The following is a 17,268-nucleotide window of genomic DNA, read 5'->3' as shown; positions in this document are numbered from 1 at the left end:
AGAAGTTGAATGGTCAAGCAGGAACGTGCGGTGCGCACGAGGAAATCGCTGATCGACGCCGCGGCCGCGGTGTTCGCGGAAGAGGGCTACGTGCCCTCCTCGCTCGCGACGATCAGCAAGCGGGCAGGTGTCAGCAACGGAGCGCTGCACTTCCACTTCGAGAACAAGAAGGCGCTCGCCCAGGCGGTCGAGGAAGCGGCCACCGACGTGATCCACGAGCTCGTCCGGCTCTCGGGGAGCGCGTCGACGAGTGCCCTGCAGGCACTCGTCGACGCGACGCACCGGCTGGTGGCCTGTCTCTCCGACGACATCGTGGTCCGGGCCGGGTTCGACCTCAGCGCCGAACACGCCCTGGGGGCCGATGCCGGACTGGTGCGTACCTGGCACACCTGGGTGGAGGAGACGCTCCACCGCGCCGAGGCGGAGGGACACCTGGCACCCGGCGTGTCACCGGACGTCGCCGCCGCGGCGGTCGTGGCGGTGACCGTCGGCATCGAGGTGCTGGCCGGGGGAGACCCGCAGTGGCTCGCAGAGCGGCGGATCGCCGGTTTCTGGGAGCTGCTGCTGCCCGGCCTCGCACCCGAGCACGTCCTGGTGTCCGCCCTGCCCCGGAGCGGGTGAGGGCGGAACCGCTCAACGCGCCCGCGACGGCAGCCGGTTGTCCAGCGTGAGGGCGGTGCAGCGCACACCGCCACCCCCCTTGCGCAGCTCGGTGGTGTCGAGCTCGACCACGTCGAGGCCGCGCTCGCGCAGCGTGTCGCGAAGGCGCGGCGCGCCCGTGGTCATGGTCACCGTCGAGCCGTCGCTGATCAGGTTCAGGGCGAACGTGCTCGCCTCCTCGACGCTCACCTCGACCAGGTCGAGGCCCAGCTCGCGCAGGCGCTGACCGCTCGGGGCGTCCAGCGCCTGCGGGCAGTACGCGACCGTGCGCGCGTCGATCACCGCGAGCGCGAGATCCAGGTCGTACCACTGCTCACTGGTCGTGCGCAGCGGCACCACCTCGTACCCGAGCACATCGGCCAGCACCCCGTGCATCCGGCGGTCGGTGCGCTGCCCGTACCCCGCGAACAGCAGGGATCCGCACGGCAGCGCGTCGCCCTGGCCGCTGAAGTCGTACGGCGCGTCCAGCACGTCGAAGCCGCGGCCCCTGAGCCAGGCCCGGAAGTGCGGGATCTCGGGGCGGCGGGCGGCCGGCGGCGCGCCGAGGACCGCACGGCGGTCGCTCACGAAGGCCCCGTTGGCCGTGTACACCATGTCCGGGCACTCCCGCGCGGACTCCATGCGCGTGACGATCCGGCCGGCCGCGACGTGCGCCTTCTCGATGGCCTCGTGCTCGGCGAGGACGGCCAGGCTGTCCGGCTGGATGCCGGTGTCCATGTACGGGTTGATGACGTAGTCGATGCGGAAATGCGTGGCATCGCACATCAGCAGTTCCGAGTTCAAAGAGGCCTCCAGAAGGCTTGCGGCGCACGGGGTGCCGGGAGTCGGCCGTCAATTTCCTTGCCTGTCACGGGAGTTCGCGCTCGTGACGGACGGCGAGTATCGCCAGACCGCGGAGCGCTCTTCAACGGACCCGATCACCCGGTGCCGTCCCGCCGGCGGGACAGCCCACGCGGCCGCCCGCCCGTGATGAGCTGGGGGCGGGGGCGGAGCCGCCCGCTGTACCGGGACTCAGGCACCCTTCGAGAACGCGGGCGCACAGTAGTGCTCGGCGGCGAACCCGCCTCGCGGCCCGTCCTCCTCATTCCCCCGTCAGGAGGGCGGGCCACGCCTCTCGTTCCGTCCGCATTCGGTGCGTGTTCAGCCCGTATCCACCCGCGGATCTCCGTGCCCGGGCGGTCCTCCGGCTGAGGCCCGATCGGGGTGCGCTCCAGCGGCGCTGGAGGAATCGGACGCGCCGCGCCACCGCCGCTACCTTGCTGAGCAGGGCGAAAGCGTTTCGCTGCGTGAGCGTGAGAGGGGGTAGGGGCCCCGCCCCGGATGCCGATGAGCTACGGCCGTGCCACCGCCGAGCGCTGCACCGATGTGTCGATGACCGTGGTCGTCGACCCGGGCCAGCAGTCCCAGCACGACACCCCGGTCCTGGAGGTCCGGGGGCCACTGGCCGAGGGCCGGGTCTCCGCCGCCCTCGACCACGCCGCCACGCGCACCGCGGGTGGCGGACCCTGGCGCCACAGCCTGCAACGGCTGGGCCCCGACCACCACCTGCTGCACGTCGAGCCGCGGCCCACCGCAGGGCCGGACGCCGCGGCACAGCACCCCGACGTCTTCCCGGCCGGCCTCGTCGCCGACCTGCTCACCGCCCGCGGCGGACCCGCCGTCCCGCTCGCCCCGGCCCAGCTCGACCTGGTCCGGCGCGCCGAGGACCCGCCGGGACCGCACCTCGTACGGGCCCTGAACGCGGCCGAGCCGTTCGACCCGGCCGCCGTGGACGCCGCCCTGCGCGCCCTGGCCAGGGCGCACCCGCTGCTCGGCGCCCGGATCGACACCCAGGAGGGCGGCGGCATCCACGCCGTGCCGCTCGTCCCCGCGCCCGAGTGCACCGACCTCGTCGACGTCCCGCGGGCCCGCGAGCACGAGGCCGTCGCCGCCGCCGCCCGCCGGCTCGACCCCGCCACCGGCCGCACCCTGTGCGCCCTGCTGCTGCGCAAGCGGCGCCGGCTCGTGGTGGTGGCCCACGAACTCGTGGCCGACCAGCTCTCGTTGGACATCCTGACGGCCGACCTGCGGGCGGCGCTCGACCGGCCCGACGAGGAACCCGCGGCCGAGGACGTGCGGTACACGGACTGGAGCGCCGCGCTGCCCGTGCTGGCCACCGATCCCCGCGAGACCGACCGCTGGCACGCCGTCGCCGAGGGCCGCGCCGCCACCCGCGCGCTGCGCCCCCGCGTCCCGCTGCCCCCCGGCGAACCGCGCCGCCACCCCGGCTTCGCGCTGGGCCGGGCGGCCACCCGGCGGCTCACCGGCGCCGTGCCCCGGCGCTTCGGCCTCACCCCCGCCCAACTCCTCACCGGCGCCATGGGGCTGGCGCTCATCCGGTGGCGCGGCACCGAGCGGGCCTCCTTCGACGTGTGCGTCGACGGACGGCAGGGCGGCCCGGCGCTCGCCCGGACCGTCGGACCGCTCGTCGAGACCGAACCCGTCCTGCTGGACGGCAGGCACGACGACAACGCGCGCCAGTTCATCGCCCGCGTCGCCGCGGGCCTCGGCGACCTGGGGCGCGGCTCGTTCGGCGCGTGCCGCGAGTACGCCCCCGACCCGATGCTCCGGCTCGCGCTGCGCGAACCCGTGCCGGTACTGGTCCGGTTCACCCCGGACGCGCACGTCCGCGCGGCCCGCCAGCCGCGGCGCGGCGCCGTCCCGTACGCCCTGGACGTCGACGCCAGGGTCAGGAGCGGCCGGCTGTGCGTCGGGCTCGACCGGCTGCCCGCCGCCCGCGACGACGTCGGCGAGGACTCCGCCGAGCGGCTGCTCGCCGTGCTGCGCGAGGTCCTGGACGAACTGGCGGGCGGCAGGGGCACCCCGCCGGCCACGACGAGCACCGTCTCCGCGAGCCCGGTGCAGCACGAACTGCTGGCCGACGCCGACGCGCACCCCGGCACCGGGCGGCAGATCGAGCAGCTCAGCTGGGTCTGGCACGGGCCGCTCGACCTCGTCAGGTTCCGGGCCGCCTGGCAGTCCGTCTTCGACCGGGAGGCCGCGCTGCGGGCCGCCTTCGACCACGGCCCCGACCCCATGATCACCATCCATGACCGGATCGTGCCGGAGGTCGTGCGGATGACCCGCGCGGGCGCCCGGCCCGACGCCTTCGTGGACGACCGGCGGCGCGGGCTCGACCCGCGGTCCCCAGGACCCCTGCGGATCACGCTGCTCGACGGTCCCCGGGACGACGGCACGGACGTACCGGCCACCCGGGTGCTGCTCACCTACCACCTGGCGCTGATCGACACCTGGAGCGTGCGCCTGCTCGTCGCGGAGTTCTGCCGCGCCTACTTGGCGGACGGCCCGCTGCCCGGCGGCGACCGGCGCCCGGACGTCCGCGACTACGCGCGCTGGCTGGAGGCCCAGGACCTCGCCGCGGCCCGGGACTTCTGGCTGCGCTCCGAACTGCGCCCGGCGGCCTCGGTGTCGGCGCACGTCACCGCGTCGCCGGTCGCCTGGCAGACCGGTTCGGGACGGGCCCGGGTGCGGCTCACCTCCGCCGAGGCCGCCCGGCTCGACGCGTGGGCCGCCCGCTGGGGCGCCACGGAGAGCGGTGCGCTGCAGGCCGCCTGGGCGCTGCTGCTCTACCGGGCGGCCGGCGCGGACGGCTCGCTGCCGGTGCGGTTCAGCGTGGCGGTGTCCGGGCGCGGCATCCCGCTGGAGGGCGTGGAACTGCTGCCCGGCGCACTGCGCAACTCGCTGCCGGTCTCGGTCGACGTCGACCCCACCGCGACGGTGCCCGACCTGCTGGCCGCCCTGCGGGACCAGGCCATCGACCTGTCGTCGTACGAGTGGGTGTCGGCCGGTCAGATCCACGACTGGACCGGCACGGTGCCCGACGGGCCGTCCGGGCACGATCCGACCACCGAGAGCCTGCTCGTCTTCGAGAGTGGCCTCGACCCGCTGCGCCGGCTGGAACCCTCGTTCGCCGCGCACGGCATCCGCATGGAGTTCCCGGAGACCACGGGCGCCGCGAACGCCTTCCCGGTCACGCTGGTCTCGCGCCGCGACGGGGCCGGCGGCCTCGTCCTGTCCGTGATCCACGACCGGGCCAGGCTGGCCGACGGCACCGGTCTGCTGACCGACTGCGCCGACCTGCTGCGCGAACTGCCGCACGAGGCCGACGAGTCGACGCCCATCGGCGAACTGCTCGACGAACTGTCGGTCACGGCGGCCGCCCGGCCCTCCTTCGTGACGCTGCGGCAGGGGGAGAGCGGGAGCGGAGTCATCTGTCTGGTGCCGTCCCCTGGCGTGCCCAGGGCCTGGTACGCGCGGCTGTCCCGGCAGTACGCGGGGCCGCAGACGGTGATCCTGCTGCGCCTGTCACCGGAGGGGCCGAGGGCCTGGCACGGGGCGCTGGGCGCGCTGGCCGAGGCGGGGCGGCCGCTGCTGCTCGTCGCGTTCTCCGGCGGCGGCGCGGGTGCCTACGAGACGGCCCGCCGGCTGGCGGCGGACGGGTGCAGCATCCGGACCGTCGTGCTGACGGCGGACACCGGCACCGACGAGGCGGTCGGCGATCTGGCGCGCCTGCTGGGCGAGGCGGCCCGGCGGCCCGAGGAGGTCTGAGCGACCTGTCGTGGCGGTCCCGCGGCGGTCAGGGCCCCGGACCACCGCCCGGCCGGTCAGGCGGACGCGGCGGCGGGGGAGGGGCGGTCGACCACGGGGTGGTCGCTGCCCAGCGGCCCCGACGCGGAGGCCCCGCCCGGGGAGCCGGCCTCGCCGAACACCTCGACGGCGGCGGGCCCGAACGCGGCCCACTGCTGCGGCAGATCGTCCTCGTAGAAGATCGCCTCGACGGGACAGACCGGTTCGCAGGCGCCGCAGTCGACGCACTCGTCGGGGTGCACGTACAGCATCCGCGGGCCTTCGTAGATGCAGTCCACGGGGCATTCCTCGATGCAGGCCTTGTCCTTGACGTCGACACAGGGCTGCGCGATCACGTACGTCATGGGGCGACTCCTCGGCAGTCGGACGGGCGTGGTCATTCGACCGGCCGGGACTCGTGAGGAGCTAGAGCGCTGATCGTCCCGTGGGGCAGGGGAGTTGGGTTATCGACCCGTAAAGTTCCCCAAGAACAGACCAAGAGGTCTCTTTATCTGCGCTTTCAGGTTGCCTCTGTGGCAACTTCCGCGGTTCTTCTCGGCCTTGTATGCCCGGTTTTGGCAGCTTACGTAAGCAATCTGGGCACCTGAGGGATCCTCGAGGCCTCATGAGGAACTATTAAAACAGCACGGTCGGTTTGATATTGACAAACCGTCCGTCCTGTTTTTAACTCAACGTACCGAGACATGGATCTGGACGCGGCCTCGGGTGACTGATGACTCATGCACGAAGAGGGGAAACGGCGTGGACATCGAAGTACTGGGCACGTTGGCCGTGAGGGAGAACGGGGTCTCGGTGACCCCGCGGGCACCGAAGCCGCGACAGGTACTGGCCCTGCTGGCGTTGCACGCCGACCAGGTGGTGCCCGTCGCCTCGCTCATAGAGGAACTCTGGGGGGACTGCCCGCCGCGCAGCGCGCGGACCACCCTGCAGACCTACGTCCTGCAACTGCGGGAGATGATCGCGACCGCGCTGGAGAAGGACCCGGAGGGCACGCCGGCGCGTTCGCCCAAGGACGTGCTCGCCACCGCTCCGGGCGGCTACGTGCTGCACACCTCCGGCGGCTCCAGCGACGTCCGCGAGTTCGACCGGCTCGCCGGGCTCGGCTACCGGGCCATGGACGGCGGCGACTTCCCGCGCGCGGCCCGCGAGCTGGGTGACGCCCTCGCGCTGTGGACCGGCTCCGCGCTCGCCGACGTACAGGCGGGACCGCAGCTGGAGATGCAGACCCGGCGCCTGGACGAGACCCGGCTCTGCGCGCTCGACCAGCGCATCGAGGCCGACCTGCGGCTCGGCCGGCACCGCGAGCTCCTCGGCGAACTGACCGTCCTGGTCAGCCGCTACCGCACGCACGAGAACCTGCACGCCCAGTTCATGCTCGCCCTGCACCGCTCGGGGCGCCGCAGCGAGGCGCTCGACGTGTACCAGCGGCTGCGGGCAACCCTCGTACGCGAGCTGGGACTTGAGCCCTCCGCCGGCCTGCGCCGACTGCAGCGCTCGATCCTGATGGCCAATCCGGAGCACACCACCGAGACGCTCGGCGCCGACCGCGAGCGACTGACCCGGGTCGGCTGAGGCCGGCACCCGGGGTTCTGGGCCCTTGAGAATCGGGAGAAATGAGCCGCGATGCAGGCCAGGTCGGAACGGACACGGGACAACCTGATCCAGGCGGGCGCGCGCATGTTCGCCGAGCACGGCTACGCCAGCGCCACGCTCGGCCGGATCGTCGCGGTCACGGGCGTGACGAAGGGGGCGCTGTACTTCCACTTCGCCTCCAAGGACGAGCTCGCCGACGCGGTGCAACAGGAGGGCGGCGCCAGGCTCGTCGGCTTCCTGCGGAGTCAGGAGGACGCCGGCACCCCGCCCGTACAAGTACTCATCGACATGACGCACTGGCTGGCCCGCGCCCTGCGCGAGGACCCGCTGGTCGGTGCCGGACTGCGGATCACCCACGAATGCGTCGACCGGGTCCCCCCGGTCACCGACTTCTACCGGGTGTGGAACCGCGAGGTGCTGCGCCTGCTCCGGCGGGCCGGCGAGGCGGGCGACCTGCGGGCCGCCGGCCGCAGCGAGGGAGCGGCGACGCTGCTGTGGGCGACGGTGTGCTGGCTGGCCGCTGTGGCCAAGACGCTGTCCGCCGACGAACTCGCGAGGCGGCTCGCCGCGTCGTGGGACCTCCTCCTCACCCTGCTCGTACCGCCGGACGAAGCCGTCTGGTACCGCACGCAAGCGCCTGACCACGTCCCCGCTCCGGCGGACGTCACGTGACCCGCGCACCGCACATCCAGGACCCAGGACCCAGGACCATTGGAGCCCCCATGCCCCGTGAACGACAGATCGCCCTCACGGCGGCGCCCGCCGCCCACGAGGCCGACACGCTGGCCCAGATCGTGCGCATGCTCGCCGACGTCCTGCGCATCAAGCCGGAGAAGATCGACCCCGAGCAGACCTTCCGCACCTGCGGCGTCGACTCGCTGCTCTCCGTCGAGTACGTGGCCACCCTGAACCTGCACTACGGCACCGCGATCAAGCCCGCCACGCTGATCGACCACCCGACACCGCTGGACTTCGCCCGCTACCTGGCGCGCGAGACGGCGCCGTCCTCCGCGCTGCCCGCGTCGTCGCCCGCGGTCCCGGCACCGCTGCCGCCCGCCGCCCCCGCGCCCGAGACGCCCGCGCCGCCGGTCTCCGTACCCGCGCCGCCCGTCCTCGACGTGCTGCGCGAGGAGGTCGCCCGCATCCTGTGCTGCGACCCGTGGGACATCGACACCGCCGAGTCCTTCACCGGCCTCGGCGTGGACACCGGACTCGCCGCCGAGTTCGTCTCCGTCATCAACCTCGTCTACGGGCTGCGCGAGCGCGACGGCGTCCTGTACGACCACCCCAACCTCACCGCGCTGGCCGCCCACATCGCCGCGCAGCTGCCGGTCGGCCCCGACCCGGTCGCCGTGGCGCAGGCCAGGGCCGCCGCGCCGATGCCGCTGGAGGAACTGCTCGACGCGGTGCGCGACGGGCGGATGACCGTCGACGAGGCGCTCACCCTGATGCCCCGACAGGACTGAGGCGGCGCACGGACATGGACCACGACCACATACCCGCCCGACGGGGGAGAGAGCCGGACGCATGACGTCTCCCGCACTGGTGGACCGGCCCGAGCGGATGGCCCGGCCCGCGGCGCCCGTCCAGCTCTGGTTCTGCCCCAACGAGGCGCTCGCCCCGGCCATCGCCGCCACGCTCGCGACGAACTGGCTGGACGAGCAGGAACAGGAGACCGCCGGACGGTTCCTGTTCGACCGCGACCGGCGCCAGTACCTGGTGGCGCACGCGCTCGTCCGCCGCGTCCTGGCCCTGGAGAGCGGCGTTCCCGAGGCCGAGGCCGTGCTGTGGCGCTCCTCGCGGGGCCGGCCGTTCCTGCGCAAACCCGTGGAGGGACTGCCGCGCGGCGGCCGCGAACTGGACTTCAACCTGTCGCACGCGGGCGGGTACAACCTGCTCGGCGTGGTGCGCCGGCACCGTATCGGCGTCGACGTGGAACGTCTCGACCGGGACCGGAGCATCGACGCCATCGTCGAGAGCTTCGCGCCCGAGGAGGCGGCGTGGGTCGCGCGGGCCGCCCCCGGCCGGGACCGCGACCGCAGGATCCTGCGGCTGTGGACGCTGAAGGAGGCCTACGCCAAGGCGCGCGGGCTCGGGCTCGGACTCGCCTTCGACTCCTTCGCGTTCACGCTCGCCGACGACGAGGGCGTGCTCGCCTTCCGGCCGCCCGACGACGAACCGCCGGGACAGTGGCGCTTCGCCGAACTGGAGCCGGAACCCGGCGTGCTCGTCGCCGTCACCGTCATGACGAGCCCCGACGAGGAGCCCGTCCTCGACCTGCACCACGGCTTCCCGTGGAGCCGCAGCGCACCGCGGCGCGTCGTGCTGCCGCCGCCCGTGGGAGCGCCCGGCCAGGACGCCGACCGGGCGCCGTGGAGCCGGACTTGAACCGCAGTGGAGATACGAAGAGTGGCCGGGACATCACGGCTACCGTGCGACGCGCCGGTGGTATCGAACCACCGCGGACTCGATCGGGTATGGGAGGAAGCCGTGCAGATTCAGGTTCTGGGCCCGTTGAGCGCCGACGTCAACGGAGTGTCCATCGTGCCGACCGCCGGCAAGCCGAGGCAGATCCTCGCGCTCTTGTCGTTCTATCCGGGCCGGGTCGTCCCCGTGTCCACGCTCATGGAGGAGATCTGGGGCAGCAACATGCCCCAGAGCGCGATGACCACGCTGCAGACGTACATCCTGCAGCTGCGCCGGCGCCTCGGCACAGCGATGGGGCCCGGCGCACCCGGCAGTGCCAAGGAGGTGCTCGCCACGCGACACGGCGGCTACCTGCTGCAGGTGTCCCCGGAGTGCGTCGACGTACACCGGTACGAGCAGCTGGTCACCGCCGGACAGACGTCGTTCGAAGCCGGTGACGACGAGCAGGCCGCCGCGCGGTTCCGCGACGCGCTCGGCATGTGGGAGGGCACCGCCCTGGTGGACGTGAGCACCGGGCCGATCCTGGAGATCGAGGTCATGCGCCTGGAGGAGAGCCGCCTCGTCACCGTCGAGCGCCGCATCGACGCCGACCTGCGGCTCGGCCGGCACTCCGAGGTCATCGCCGAGCTCGCCGACCTGATCGCCCGCCACCCCCAGCACGAGGGACTGCACTCGCAGGCGATGGTGGCCCTCTACCGCTCGGGACGCCAGGCCACCGCCCTCGACGTCTACCGCAAGCTCCGGCTGCGGCTCGTCGAGGACCTCGGCGTCGAACCCTCGCCCCAACTGCAGCGCCTGCACCAGGCGATGCTCGCCGTCGACCCGGCCCTCGACGTCCTGTGCGGACCGCGCCGCGGCTCCACCTTCAACCTCTACGCGGCCTGAGCCGGGGCGCCCGACGAGACGCGCCCGGCACTTCACCCCCACCTCAGTCCGGTCCGACCCCGAGGAGTACGCCGCATGTCCGACGAACAGCCGCTCCGGGTCCACTGCTTCGCCCACGCAGGGGCGGGCGTCTCCTCCTTCGCGGGCTGGCGCCGCGACCTCGGTCCCGGCGCGCGGACCGTGCCGCACCTGCTGCCCGGCCGCGACACCCGGCGCCGCGAGCCGCGCGTCACCGGACCCGACGCCCTGCTGGCCGACCTGCTGCCCCACTTCACCGGGGCCGACGACATCACCGGCACCGCCGACCCGTCCGCCCCGTACCTGGTCTACGGGCACAGCCTCGGCGCCCTGGTCGCCCTCACGCTCACCCGGGCCCTGCGCGAGATGGCGCTGCCCGCCCCCGCCCTGCTCGTCGTCGGCGCCTGCCCGCCGCCGGACACCAGCCTCGCCCTGGCCAAGGCCGGCCGGGCCCCCGACGAGGAACTGCTGGGCCTGCTCGGCGACTTCGCGGCGTTCCCCGGAGGCGCGGCGCCCGGCAGCCTGTGGCACCGGATGGTGCTGCCCGTGCTCCGGGACGACCTCCTGCTCGCCGACGCCCTGCGCACCGCGGCCCGCAGGCCGTCGCCCGCCGGACCGCTCGACGTGCCGGTGGTGGCCGTCGCGGGCCGGGACGACCCGCTCGCCCCGGCCGCCACCATGGCCGGCTGGCGGCGCTGGACCACCGGCCCCTTCGCCCTGCGCACCGTGCCGGGCGACCACTTCTTCGTACGGGGTCGCGAACTGCCCCGCCTGCTCGGCCGCGCGAGCCGCGCCGTGACGCGCCTCGCGCCCGTCCCGGCCGGCCGGTGACCGGCGCGGGACCAGCACCGCAACCGGAACCGATCGACATGAGGGGGCAACCGATGAGACGAGTCGTCATCACCGGAATCGGGGTGGTCGCGCCCGGCGGCACGGGCACCCGGGAGTTCTGGTCGCTGCTGTCCGAGGGACGCACCGCGACCCGCCGCATCACCCTGTTCGACGCCGCCGGCTTCCGCTCGCAGATCGCCGCGGAGGCCGACTTCGACCCGGCCGACCACGGCTTCGCCCCCGCCGAGGCGCACCGACTGGACCGCGTCGCCCAGTTCGCCCTCGTCGCGGCCAGGGAAGCGGTCGCCGACAGTGGCCTCGCCCTCGCCGCCGACGGCGAGCGCACCGGCGTGTCCCTGGGCACGGCCGTCGGCTGCAGCAGCGGCCTCGACGAGGTGTACGCGCACGTCAGCGAGTCGGGCAGCCGGTGGCTCCTGGACCACACCCGGGCCGAGGCCCGGCTCGGCGACTACCTTGCGCCGAGCTCCGTCGCCGCCGAAGTGGCGCGCGACACCGGCGCGTTGGGGCCGGTCGGCGTCGTCTCCACCGGCTGCACCTCCGGGCTCGACGCGCTCGGCCACGCCGTCGAGCTGATCCGCGAGGGCAGCGCCGACCTCATGGTGGCGGGCGCCGCCGAGGCCCCCATCACACCCATCACCCTGGCCTCGTTCGACGCGATCCGCGCCACCTCCGTGCACAACGACGAGCCGGCCACCGCCTCCCGGCCCTTCGACCGGACCCGCAACGGGTTCGTGCTCGGCGAGGGCAGCGCCGTGCTCGTCCTGGAGGAGCACGACCGCGCGGTCCGGCGCGGCGCCCGCATCTACGCGGAGATCGCCGGGTTCGCGACCCGCTCCAACGCGTACCACATGACCGGACTGCGGCTGGACGGCGGCGAGATGGCCGAGGCCATCCGGCTCGCCCTCGACGAGGCCCGGCTGGCCGCCACCGCCGTCGACTACGTCAACGCCCACGGCTCGGGCACCAAGCAGAACGACATGCACGAGACGGCCGCGTTCAAGACGAGCCTGGGGCAGCACGCCCACCGGGTGCCGATCAGCTCCATCAAGTCGATGATCGGCCACTCGCTCGGCGCGATCGGCGCCCTGGAGATCGCCGCCAGCGCCCTGGCCATCGCCCACGACACGGTGCCGCCCACGGCCAACCTGCACGAACCCGACCCGTCCTGCGACCTCGACTACACGCCGCTGACCGCACGCGAACAGCGCACCGACACCGTGCTCAGCGTCGGCAGCGGCTTCGGCGGCTTCCAGAGCGCGATGGTCCTCACCACCCGCCACCTGGGGGTGGCCGCATGACCGCCGTGGCCACCGAGCACACCGGCCTGATCGAGTGGCACGGCATGACCGCCGCCGTCACCGGACTCGGCGTCGTCGCCCCCGGCGGCATCGGCGCACGGGCCTGGTGGGACGCGACGCTGCGCGGCGAACTCGCCATCGCGCCCGTCACCCGCTTCGACGCCTCCGGATACCCGGCAAGGCTCGCCGGCGAGGTCACGGACTTCGTCGATGAGGACCACGTACCGGCGAAACTGCTGCCGCAGACGGACCGCGTGACACGGCTCTCGCTGGCGGCGGGCGCCGAGGCCCTGCACGACGCCGGCCTGGACCCGCACGGCCTGCCCGACTACGCGATGGGCGTCGTCACCGCCAACGCCATGGGCGGCTTCGAGTTCGGCCAGCGCGAACTGCAGGCCCTGTGGAGCAAGGGCCGCCGGCACGTCGGCGCCTACCAGTCCTTCGCCTGGTTCTACGCCGCCAACTCCGGCCAGCTGTCCATCCAGCACGGACTGCGCGGGCCCAGCGGCGTCGTCGTCAGCGAGCAGGCGGGCGGCCTCGACGCCGTGGCGCAGGCCCGCCGCCGGCTCCGCGGCGGCGTACGCGCCGTGCTCACCGGCGGCTTCGACTCCGCCCTGTGCCCCTGGGGCTGGACCGCGCAGCTCGCCGCGGGCGGCATGAGCGAGCGTGCCGACGCCCACCGCGCCTATCTGCCGTTCGACGCCGACGCGTCGGGGCACGTGGCAGGCGAGGGCGGCGCCCTGCTGGTCCTGGAGGACGCCGACGCGGCCCGCGCCCGCGGCGCCGCCGTGCTCGGCACCGTCGAGGGCTGCGCCGCCACCTTCGACCCGGCGCCCGGCACCGGCGCGCCACGGCTGCTCGCCGCGGCCCGGCTCGCCCTCGCCGACGCCCGGATCGAACCGGCTGACGTGGACGTGGTGTTCGCCGACGCGGCGGGCGACCGGGACGCCGACCGGGCCGAGGCCGCGGCGCTCGCCGAGCTGTTCGGCCCGTACGGGGTCGCGGTCACCGCCCCCAAGTCACTGACCGGGCGGCTGGGTTCGGGCGGATCCGCGCTCGACCTGGCGGCCGCCCTGTGCGCCCTGCGCGACCAGGTGGTCCCGCCGACGGCCGGCGCCGTGCGGGTCGCCGACGACTGCCCGCTGGACCTGGTCACCGGCGCCCCGCGTCCGGCCCGGCTGCGCCACGCCCTGGTCCTGGCCAGGGGGCGCGGCGGCTTCAACGCGGCGACGGTCGTGCGCGCCGCACACTGACGGCCCCGACCACCCGACGCCCCACCCCACGACCCCCTATGACCCCCTATGACCCCCGAAGATCCGGCAACCGAGGAATGAGGAACACCATGGAGCGGCTGGAGCTGACCGAACTCGCCGTCCTGCTGCGCGAGGCCGCGGGCGGCGACGAGGGGACCGTCCTGGACGAGAACACCCTGGACGTCTCGTTCCTGGACCTGGGCTACGACTCCCTGGCCCTGCTGCAGGTCACCGGCGTCGTCGAGCGCGACCACGACGTGATGCTCGACGAGGAGGCGCTGGCCGACGCGCAGACGCCGCGCCAGTACCTCGACCTCGTCAACGGCGCGCTGGCCGCGCGCGCCGCGGCCTGAACGGGGCCGCGGTGCGTTCGGTCCACGCGCCCGCCAAGGGCCGGTTCCGCGAGGTCGCCGACGGCGTCCACGCCTACGTGCAGCCCGACGGCGGCTGGTGCCTGAGCAACGCCGGGCTCCTCGTCTCGGACGGCGAGTGCCTCCTGATCGACACGGTGGCCACCGAGGCGCGGGCCCGCCGGCTCAGGGAGCACGTCCTGCTCGTGGCCGGACGGCCCCCGCGGTTCCTCGTCAACACGCACTTCCACGGCGACCACACCTTCGGCAACTTCGTCTTCCCCGAGGCCACCGTCGTCGGCCACGAGCGGGCCCGCGAGGAGGCCACCGCCGCCGGGACGCACCTGACGGGACTGTGGCCCGACGTGTGCTGGGGCGATCTGGAGATCGTCGTGCCCGCCGTCACCTACCGCGAGCGGATGGACCTCCACGTGGGCGCGCGACACGCCCGGCTGCTGCACCCGGGGCCCGCGCACACCACCGGCGACACCGTCGTCTGGCTGCCCGAACAGCGGGTGCTGTTCACCGGTGACCTGGTGATGGCGGGTGCCACCCCGTTCTGCCCGATGGGCTCCGTGACGGGGTCCCTCGACGCCCTCGCCCGGCTGCGCGCCCTGGACGCCGTCACCGTCGTGCCCGGCCACGGCCCGGTCGGCGGCCCCGAACTGTTCGACGTCAACGAGGGCTATCTGCGCCGCCTCCAGCGCCTCGCGGCCGACGGCGTCGCGGCGGGCCTCACCCCGCTCGAAACCGCCCGGGAGGCCGGCCCCGGACCGTACGCCGACCTGCTCGACGCCGAGCGGCTCGTCCCCAACCTGCACCGCGCCTACGCCGAGGAGCTCGGGGCGGCGCCCGGCGACCCGCTGGACATCCCCGCGCTGTTCCGCGAGATGGCCGAGCACCACGGCGGCCTGCCGGTCTGCCGGGCCTAGGAAACAGTCAGGCCCGGGAACAGTCGGGCCCGCGAACGGTCAGGCCGCCGCACTCGTGGCGAGAGCCAGGTCGTCGCGGGTCACCAGGCGGGAGCGGGCCCGCCACTTGCCGCGCGAGCGGACCAGCTCGTCCTCCAGGACGCACACCCGCGACACCTTCGACTCGCCGCCGCGCGGCGTCGCGTACACCAGGGCGTAGGCCCGCGTGCGCAGCGACCCGTCGACCTGCTGCCGCACGTCGAGCATCCCGATCCAGTGCCGCAACTGCTCACCGCTGCGCTCCTGCTGCTCCTTGTTGCGGCGCACGTTCGCGGCGAGCGAGGCACGGCCGCGCACCGGCTGGTCGAGCGTGGGCACGACGAAGACCGCGTCCTCGGTGAACGTACCCGCCCAGCGCTCGGCGTCGTGGTCGTCGAAGAGCTGCATCTGGTGCGCGTAGAACTGCTGGATCGTCGCGTACAGCGCGCCGAACGCCTCCTGCGAGGAGGCGGGTTCGGCAGGTACGAGTACCTCGATGGTCATGGCTCGCCCCTGTCCCTTCGTCACCGTTCCGTTGGATTGGATGCCGACACTCTCTGTGGCGCCGATCGAGCGCTCTTCGAAGATTCCTCAAGCGGCCCGGCGGACGGTGAGTGCGTCAAGTGGCGCACGCCGCCCAGCCGGAGCCGGAGGAGAACGAGCGTTGTCGAACTTCGCCCACCCAGACTTCCCCGTCGACGGACTGCTGCGGCGCGCCGCCCGGCGCGACCCGGACGGGATCGCGATCCGCACCGCGACCCGCTCGGTCGGCTTCGCCGAACTCGACGCGTGGGCCGACCGGATCGCCGCCTACCTGGACCAGGAGCTCGGCGGCGCGGCCGGCGCCCGCGTCGGCGTGGCCGGCGTCCTCGACCCGGTCTTCGCCGCCGCCTACTACGGCACCGCCCGCAGCGGCGCCACCGTCGTCCTGGTCAACCCGCTGGTCGGCGAGGACGGGCTGCGCCACGTCCTCGGCACGGCCCGGGTGGAGGTCGCCCTCGTGCCCGCCGCCACCGCGGGGCTGCTCGCCAAGCTGCGCGCCGAGCTGCCCGCGCTGCGCGCCGTCGTCGTCACCGACGCCGCCGACGGCGTGGTCCCCGCCGGCACCGTGCCGCTCCACGAGGCGCTGGCCGGCGCGCCCGCCCGCCCCACCGGAACGCCGCCGGCCGACCCCGGCGCCGTCGCCTGCGTGCAGTTCACCACCGGGACCACCGGCCGCCCCAAGGGCGTGCTCCTGACCCACCGCAACATCGTCGCCAACGCCAAGCAGATCGCCCTCGCCCACCGCCTGGACACCGGCTCGGTCACCCTGAACCACCTGCCGCTGTACCACGTGATGCACCTCAACTCCGGCCTGTACGCCGGTGCCTGCCAGGTGCTGTGCCAGGACCCCGACCCCGTCGCGTCGCTCGCCGTCGCCGCCGAGGCGGGCGCCACCCACTACTACGGCCTGCCCGCCCGGCTGCACGCCCTGGCCCACGACGGGCGGCTGGCCGGAGCGGTCCACCCCGGGCCGCAGCTCACCGCCGTCCTGTCCGGCGGTTCGGCGCTCGCCCCGCAGACGGCGACCACGCTGCGCGAACGGCTCGGCGTGCCCGTCATCCAGGGCTACGGCATGGCCGAACTCTCCCCGCTCACCCACTGCCAGCAGCCCGACCGCTACCGCCCCGGCATGGTCGGCGGCGTGGTGCCCGGCACCGAGTGCCGGCTCGTCGACCTGACCACGCGCCGCCCCGTCGACGTCTGGTCGACCGGAGAGGTCCAGGTCAGGGGGCCGCAGGTGATGGCCGGATATCTCGACGGCGGGCACGAGACGAGGATCGACGCGGACGGCTGGTTCTCCACCGGCGACGTCGGCTACCTGGACGACGACGGCGCCCTGCGCCTGGTGGACCGGCTCGCCGACGTCTTCAAGCACGACAACGAGATCGTCGCGCCCAGCCGCGTCGAGCAGGTCATCCGCGAGGACCCGCGCGTCGCCGACTGCATCGTGGCCGACTGGCCCGACGCCGAGCACGGCGCGCTGGTCTGGGCGGGCATCATCCTCGCCGACGGCGCCGCGGCCGGATCGGGCTTCCCCGACGACGCCCTGCCGGGCCTCGGCATCCTCGACGTCCTCGACTCGATCACCAACCGGGCCAACGAGCACCTCGCCGCCTTCGAGCAGATCCGGTTCGCCGAGGCCATCGACGCCGTGCCGCGCACCCCCACCGGCAAACCCGAACGACGCTCCGTGCGCACCCAGCTGAGACACCGGGCCGCCGCCTGACCTGCCGCGCGACGCCCCTCGTGACCGTCCGCGTGCGCCCCACGCCCCGCCCCGCCCCGCCCCGCC

16 protein-coding genes are annotated in these 17,268 nt (G+C 74.2%); 13 read left to right on the top strand and 3 right to left on the bottom strand.

Annotated elements, in window-relative coordinates; all coding sequences use genetic code 11:
- Positions 1–30: 30 nt before the first annotated feature.
- Positions 31–621: a ScbR family autoregulator-binding transcription factor gene (locus M4J07_RS17420; RefSeq protein WP_255972877.1), complete on the top strand. Its 591-nt coding sequence runs from the start codon at positions 31–33 to the stop codon at positions 619–621.
- 12 nt (positions 622–633) lie between these two features.
- On the opposite strand, the gene M4J07_RS17415 is transcribed toward M4J07_RS17420, so the two are convergent.
- A complete protein-coding gene (locus M4J07_RS17415; protein ID WP_255972875.1) occupies positions 634–1,443 on the bottom strand; it encodes a dimethylarginine dimethylaminohydrolase family protein in 810 nt (269 codons plus the stop codon).
- Positions 1,444–1,980: 537 nt separating this feature from the next.
- On the opposite strand from M4J07_RS17415, the gene M4J07_RS17410 reads away from it, so the two are divergent.
- Positions 1,981–5,268, top strand: a complete 3,288-nt coding sequence (locus M4J07_RS17410; protein WP_255972874.1) for a condensation domain-containing protein — start codon at positions 1,981–1,983, stop codon at positions 5,266–5,268.
- Between the two features lie 56 nt (positions 5,269–5,324).
- Here M4J07_RS17410 and fdxA read toward each other — a convergent pair whose 3' ends face one another.
- On the bottom strand, positions 5,325–5,651 hold the full coding sequence (fdxA, locus tag M4J07_RS17405) for a ferredoxin (RefSeq protein ID WP_255972872.1): 327 nt from the start codon (positions 5,649–5,651) through the stop codon (positions 5,325–5,327).
- A gap of 397 nt (positions 5,652–6,048) precedes the next feature.
- Here fdxA and M4J07_RS17400 point away from each other — a divergent pair, with 397 nt between their 5' ends.
- The 10 genes from M4J07_RS17400 (at position 6,049) to M4J07_RS17355 (ending at position 14,915) form a co-directional block, all read left to right on the top strand.
- A complete protein-coding gene (locus tag M4J07_RS17400) occupies positions 6,049–6,879 on the top strand; it encodes an AfsR/SARP family transcriptional regulator (protein WP_255972870.1) in 831 nt (276 codons plus the stop codon).
- 51 nt (positions 6,880–6,930) lie between these two features.
- Positions 6,931–7,572, top strand: a complete 642-nt coding sequence (locus tag M4J07_RS17395) for a ScbR family autoregulator-binding transcription factor (protein ID WP_255972869.1) — start codon at positions 6,931–6,933, stop codon at positions 7,570–7,572.
- A 50-nt stretch (positions 7,573–7,622) separates the two neighbouring features.
- Positions 7,623–8,366: an acyl carrier protein gene (locus M4J07_RS17390; protein ID WP_255972868.1), complete on the top strand. Its 744-nt coding sequence runs from the start codon at positions 7,623–7,625 to the stop codon at positions 8,364–8,366.
- Positions 8,367–8,427: 61 nt separating this feature from the next.
- On the top strand, positions 8,428–9,288 hold the full coding sequence (locus tag M4J07_RS17385) for a 4'-phosphopantetheinyl transferase family protein (protein WP_255972867.1): 861 nt from the start codon (positions 8,428–8,430) through the stop codon (positions 9,286–9,288).
- A gap of 102 nt (positions 9,289–9,390) precedes the next feature.
- Positions 9,391–10,212 carry an AfsR/SARP family transcriptional regulator gene (locus tag M4J07_RS17380; RefSeq protein ID WP_255972865.1) on the top strand — a complete coding sequence of 274 codons (822 nt, stop codon included), beginning with the start codon at positions 9,391–9,393 and terminating at the stop codon, positions 10,210–10,212.
- Positions 10,213–10,287: 75 nt separating this feature from the next.
- The gene (locus tag M4J07_RS17375; protein WP_255972863.1) at positions 10,288–11,061 is read left to right on the top strand and encodes a thioesterase II family protein; all 774 of its coding nucleotides are present in this window, start codon (positions 10,288–10,290) and stop codon (positions 11,059–11,061) included.
- A gap of 53 nt (positions 11,062–11,114) precedes the next feature.
- Positions 11,115–12,380 carry a beta-ketoacyl-[acyl-carrier-protein] synthase family protein gene (locus M4J07_RS17370; RefSeq protein ID WP_255972862.1) on the top strand — a complete coding sequence of 422 codons (1,266 nt, stop codon included), beginning with the start codon at positions 11,115–11,117 and terminating at the stop codon, positions 12,378–12,380.
- Positions 12,377–13,633: a beta-ketoacyl synthase N-terminal-like domain-containing protein gene (locus M4J07_RS17365; protein WP_305127822.1), complete on the top strand. Its 1,257-nt coding sequence runs from the start codon at positions 12,377–12,379 to the stop codon at positions 13,631–13,633. The genes M4J07_RS17370 and M4J07_RS17365 overlap by 4 nt, the downstream gene beginning before the upstream one ends.
- Before the next feature lie 89 nt (positions 13,634–13,722).
- Positions 13,723–13,986, top strand: coding sequence for an acyl carrier protein (locus M4J07_RS17360; protein ID WP_255972860.1), 264 nt, complete (start codon positions 13,723–13,725; stop codon positions 13,984–13,986).
- Between the two features lie 11 nt (positions 13,987–13,997).
- On the top strand, positions 13,998–14,915 hold the full coding sequence (locus M4J07_RS17355) for an MBL fold metallo-hydrolase (protein ID WP_255972858.1): 918 nt from the start codon (positions 13,998–14,000) through the stop codon (positions 14,913–14,915).
- Between the two features lie 39 nt (positions 14,916–14,954).
- On the opposite strand, the gene M4J07_RS17350 is transcribed toward M4J07_RS17355, so the two are convergent.
- Positions 14,955–15,437: a nuclear transport factor 2 family protein gene (locus M4J07_RS17350; RefSeq protein WP_255972856.1), complete on the bottom strand. Its 483-nt coding sequence runs from the start codon at positions 15,435–15,437 to the stop codon at positions 14,955–14,957.
- Positions 15,438–15,597: 160 nt separating this feature from the next.
- Here M4J07_RS17350 and M4J07_RS17345 point away from each other — a divergent pair, with 160 nt between their 5' ends.
- The gene (locus tag M4J07_RS17345) at positions 15,598–17,202 is read left to right on the top strand and encodes a class I adenylate-forming enzyme family protein (protein ID WP_255972854.1); all 1,605 of its coding nucleotides are present in this window, start codon (positions 15,598–15,600) and stop codon (positions 17,200–17,202) included.
- Positions 17,203–17,268: the final 66 nt, after the last annotated feature.

The organism is Streptomyces longispororuber (assembly GCF_024448165.1).
GTDB classification, from domain to species: domain Bacteria; phylum Actinomycetota; class Actinomycetes; order Streptomycetales; family Streptomycetaceae; genus Streptomyces; species Streptomyces longispororuber_A.
Note: the sequence above shows the minus strand (reverse complement) of the source record. Positions and strands in the feature narration are given on the sequence as shown.

What these genes read in the sequence shown, in the direction of transcription:
- M4J07_RS17410 (WP_255972874.1), top strand. Translation starts at nt 1,981, where the DNA reads ATGCCGATGAGCTACGGCCGTGCCACCGCCGAGCGCTGCACCGATGTG.
- fdxA (WP_255972872.1), bottom strand. Translation starts at nt 5,651, where the DNA reads ATGACGTACGTGATCGCGCAGCCCTGTGTCGACGTCAAGGACAAGGCC.
- M4J07_RS17395 (WP_255972869.1), top strand. Translation starts at nt 6,931, where the DNA reads ATGCAGGCCAGGTCGGAACGGACACGGGACAACCTGATCCAGGCGGGC.
- M4J07_RS17390 (WP_255972868.1), top strand. Translation starts at nt 7,623, where the DNA reads ATGCCCCGTGAACGACAGATCGCCCTCACGGCGGCGCCCGCCGCCCAC.
- M4J07_RS17385 (WP_255972867.1), top strand. Translation starts at nt 8,428, where the DNA reads ATGACGTCTCCCGCACTGGTGGACCGGCCCGAGCGGATGGCCCGGCCC.
- M4J07_RS17375 (WP_255972863.1), top strand. Translation starts at nt 10,288, where the DNA reads ATGTCCGACGAACAGCCGCTCCGGGTCCACTGCTTCGCCCACGCAGGG.
- M4J07_RS17370 (WP_255972862.1), top strand. Translation starts at nt 11,115, where the DNA reads ATGAGACGAGTCGTCATCACCGGAATCGGGGTGGTCGCGCCCGGCGGC.
- M4J07_RS17365 (WP_305127822.1), top strand. Translation starts at nt 12,377, where the DNA reads ATGACCGCCGTGGCCACCGAGCACACCGGCCTGATCGAGTGGCACGGC.
- M4J07_RS17360 (WP_255972860.1), top strand. Translation starts at nt 13,723, where the DNA reads ATGGAGCGGCTGGAGCTGACCGAACTCGCCGTCCTGCTGCGCGAGGCC.
- M4J07_RS17350 (WP_255972856.1), bottom strand. Translation starts at nt 15,437, where the DNA reads ATGACCATCGAGGTACTCGTACCTGCCGAACCCGCCTCCTCGCAGGAG.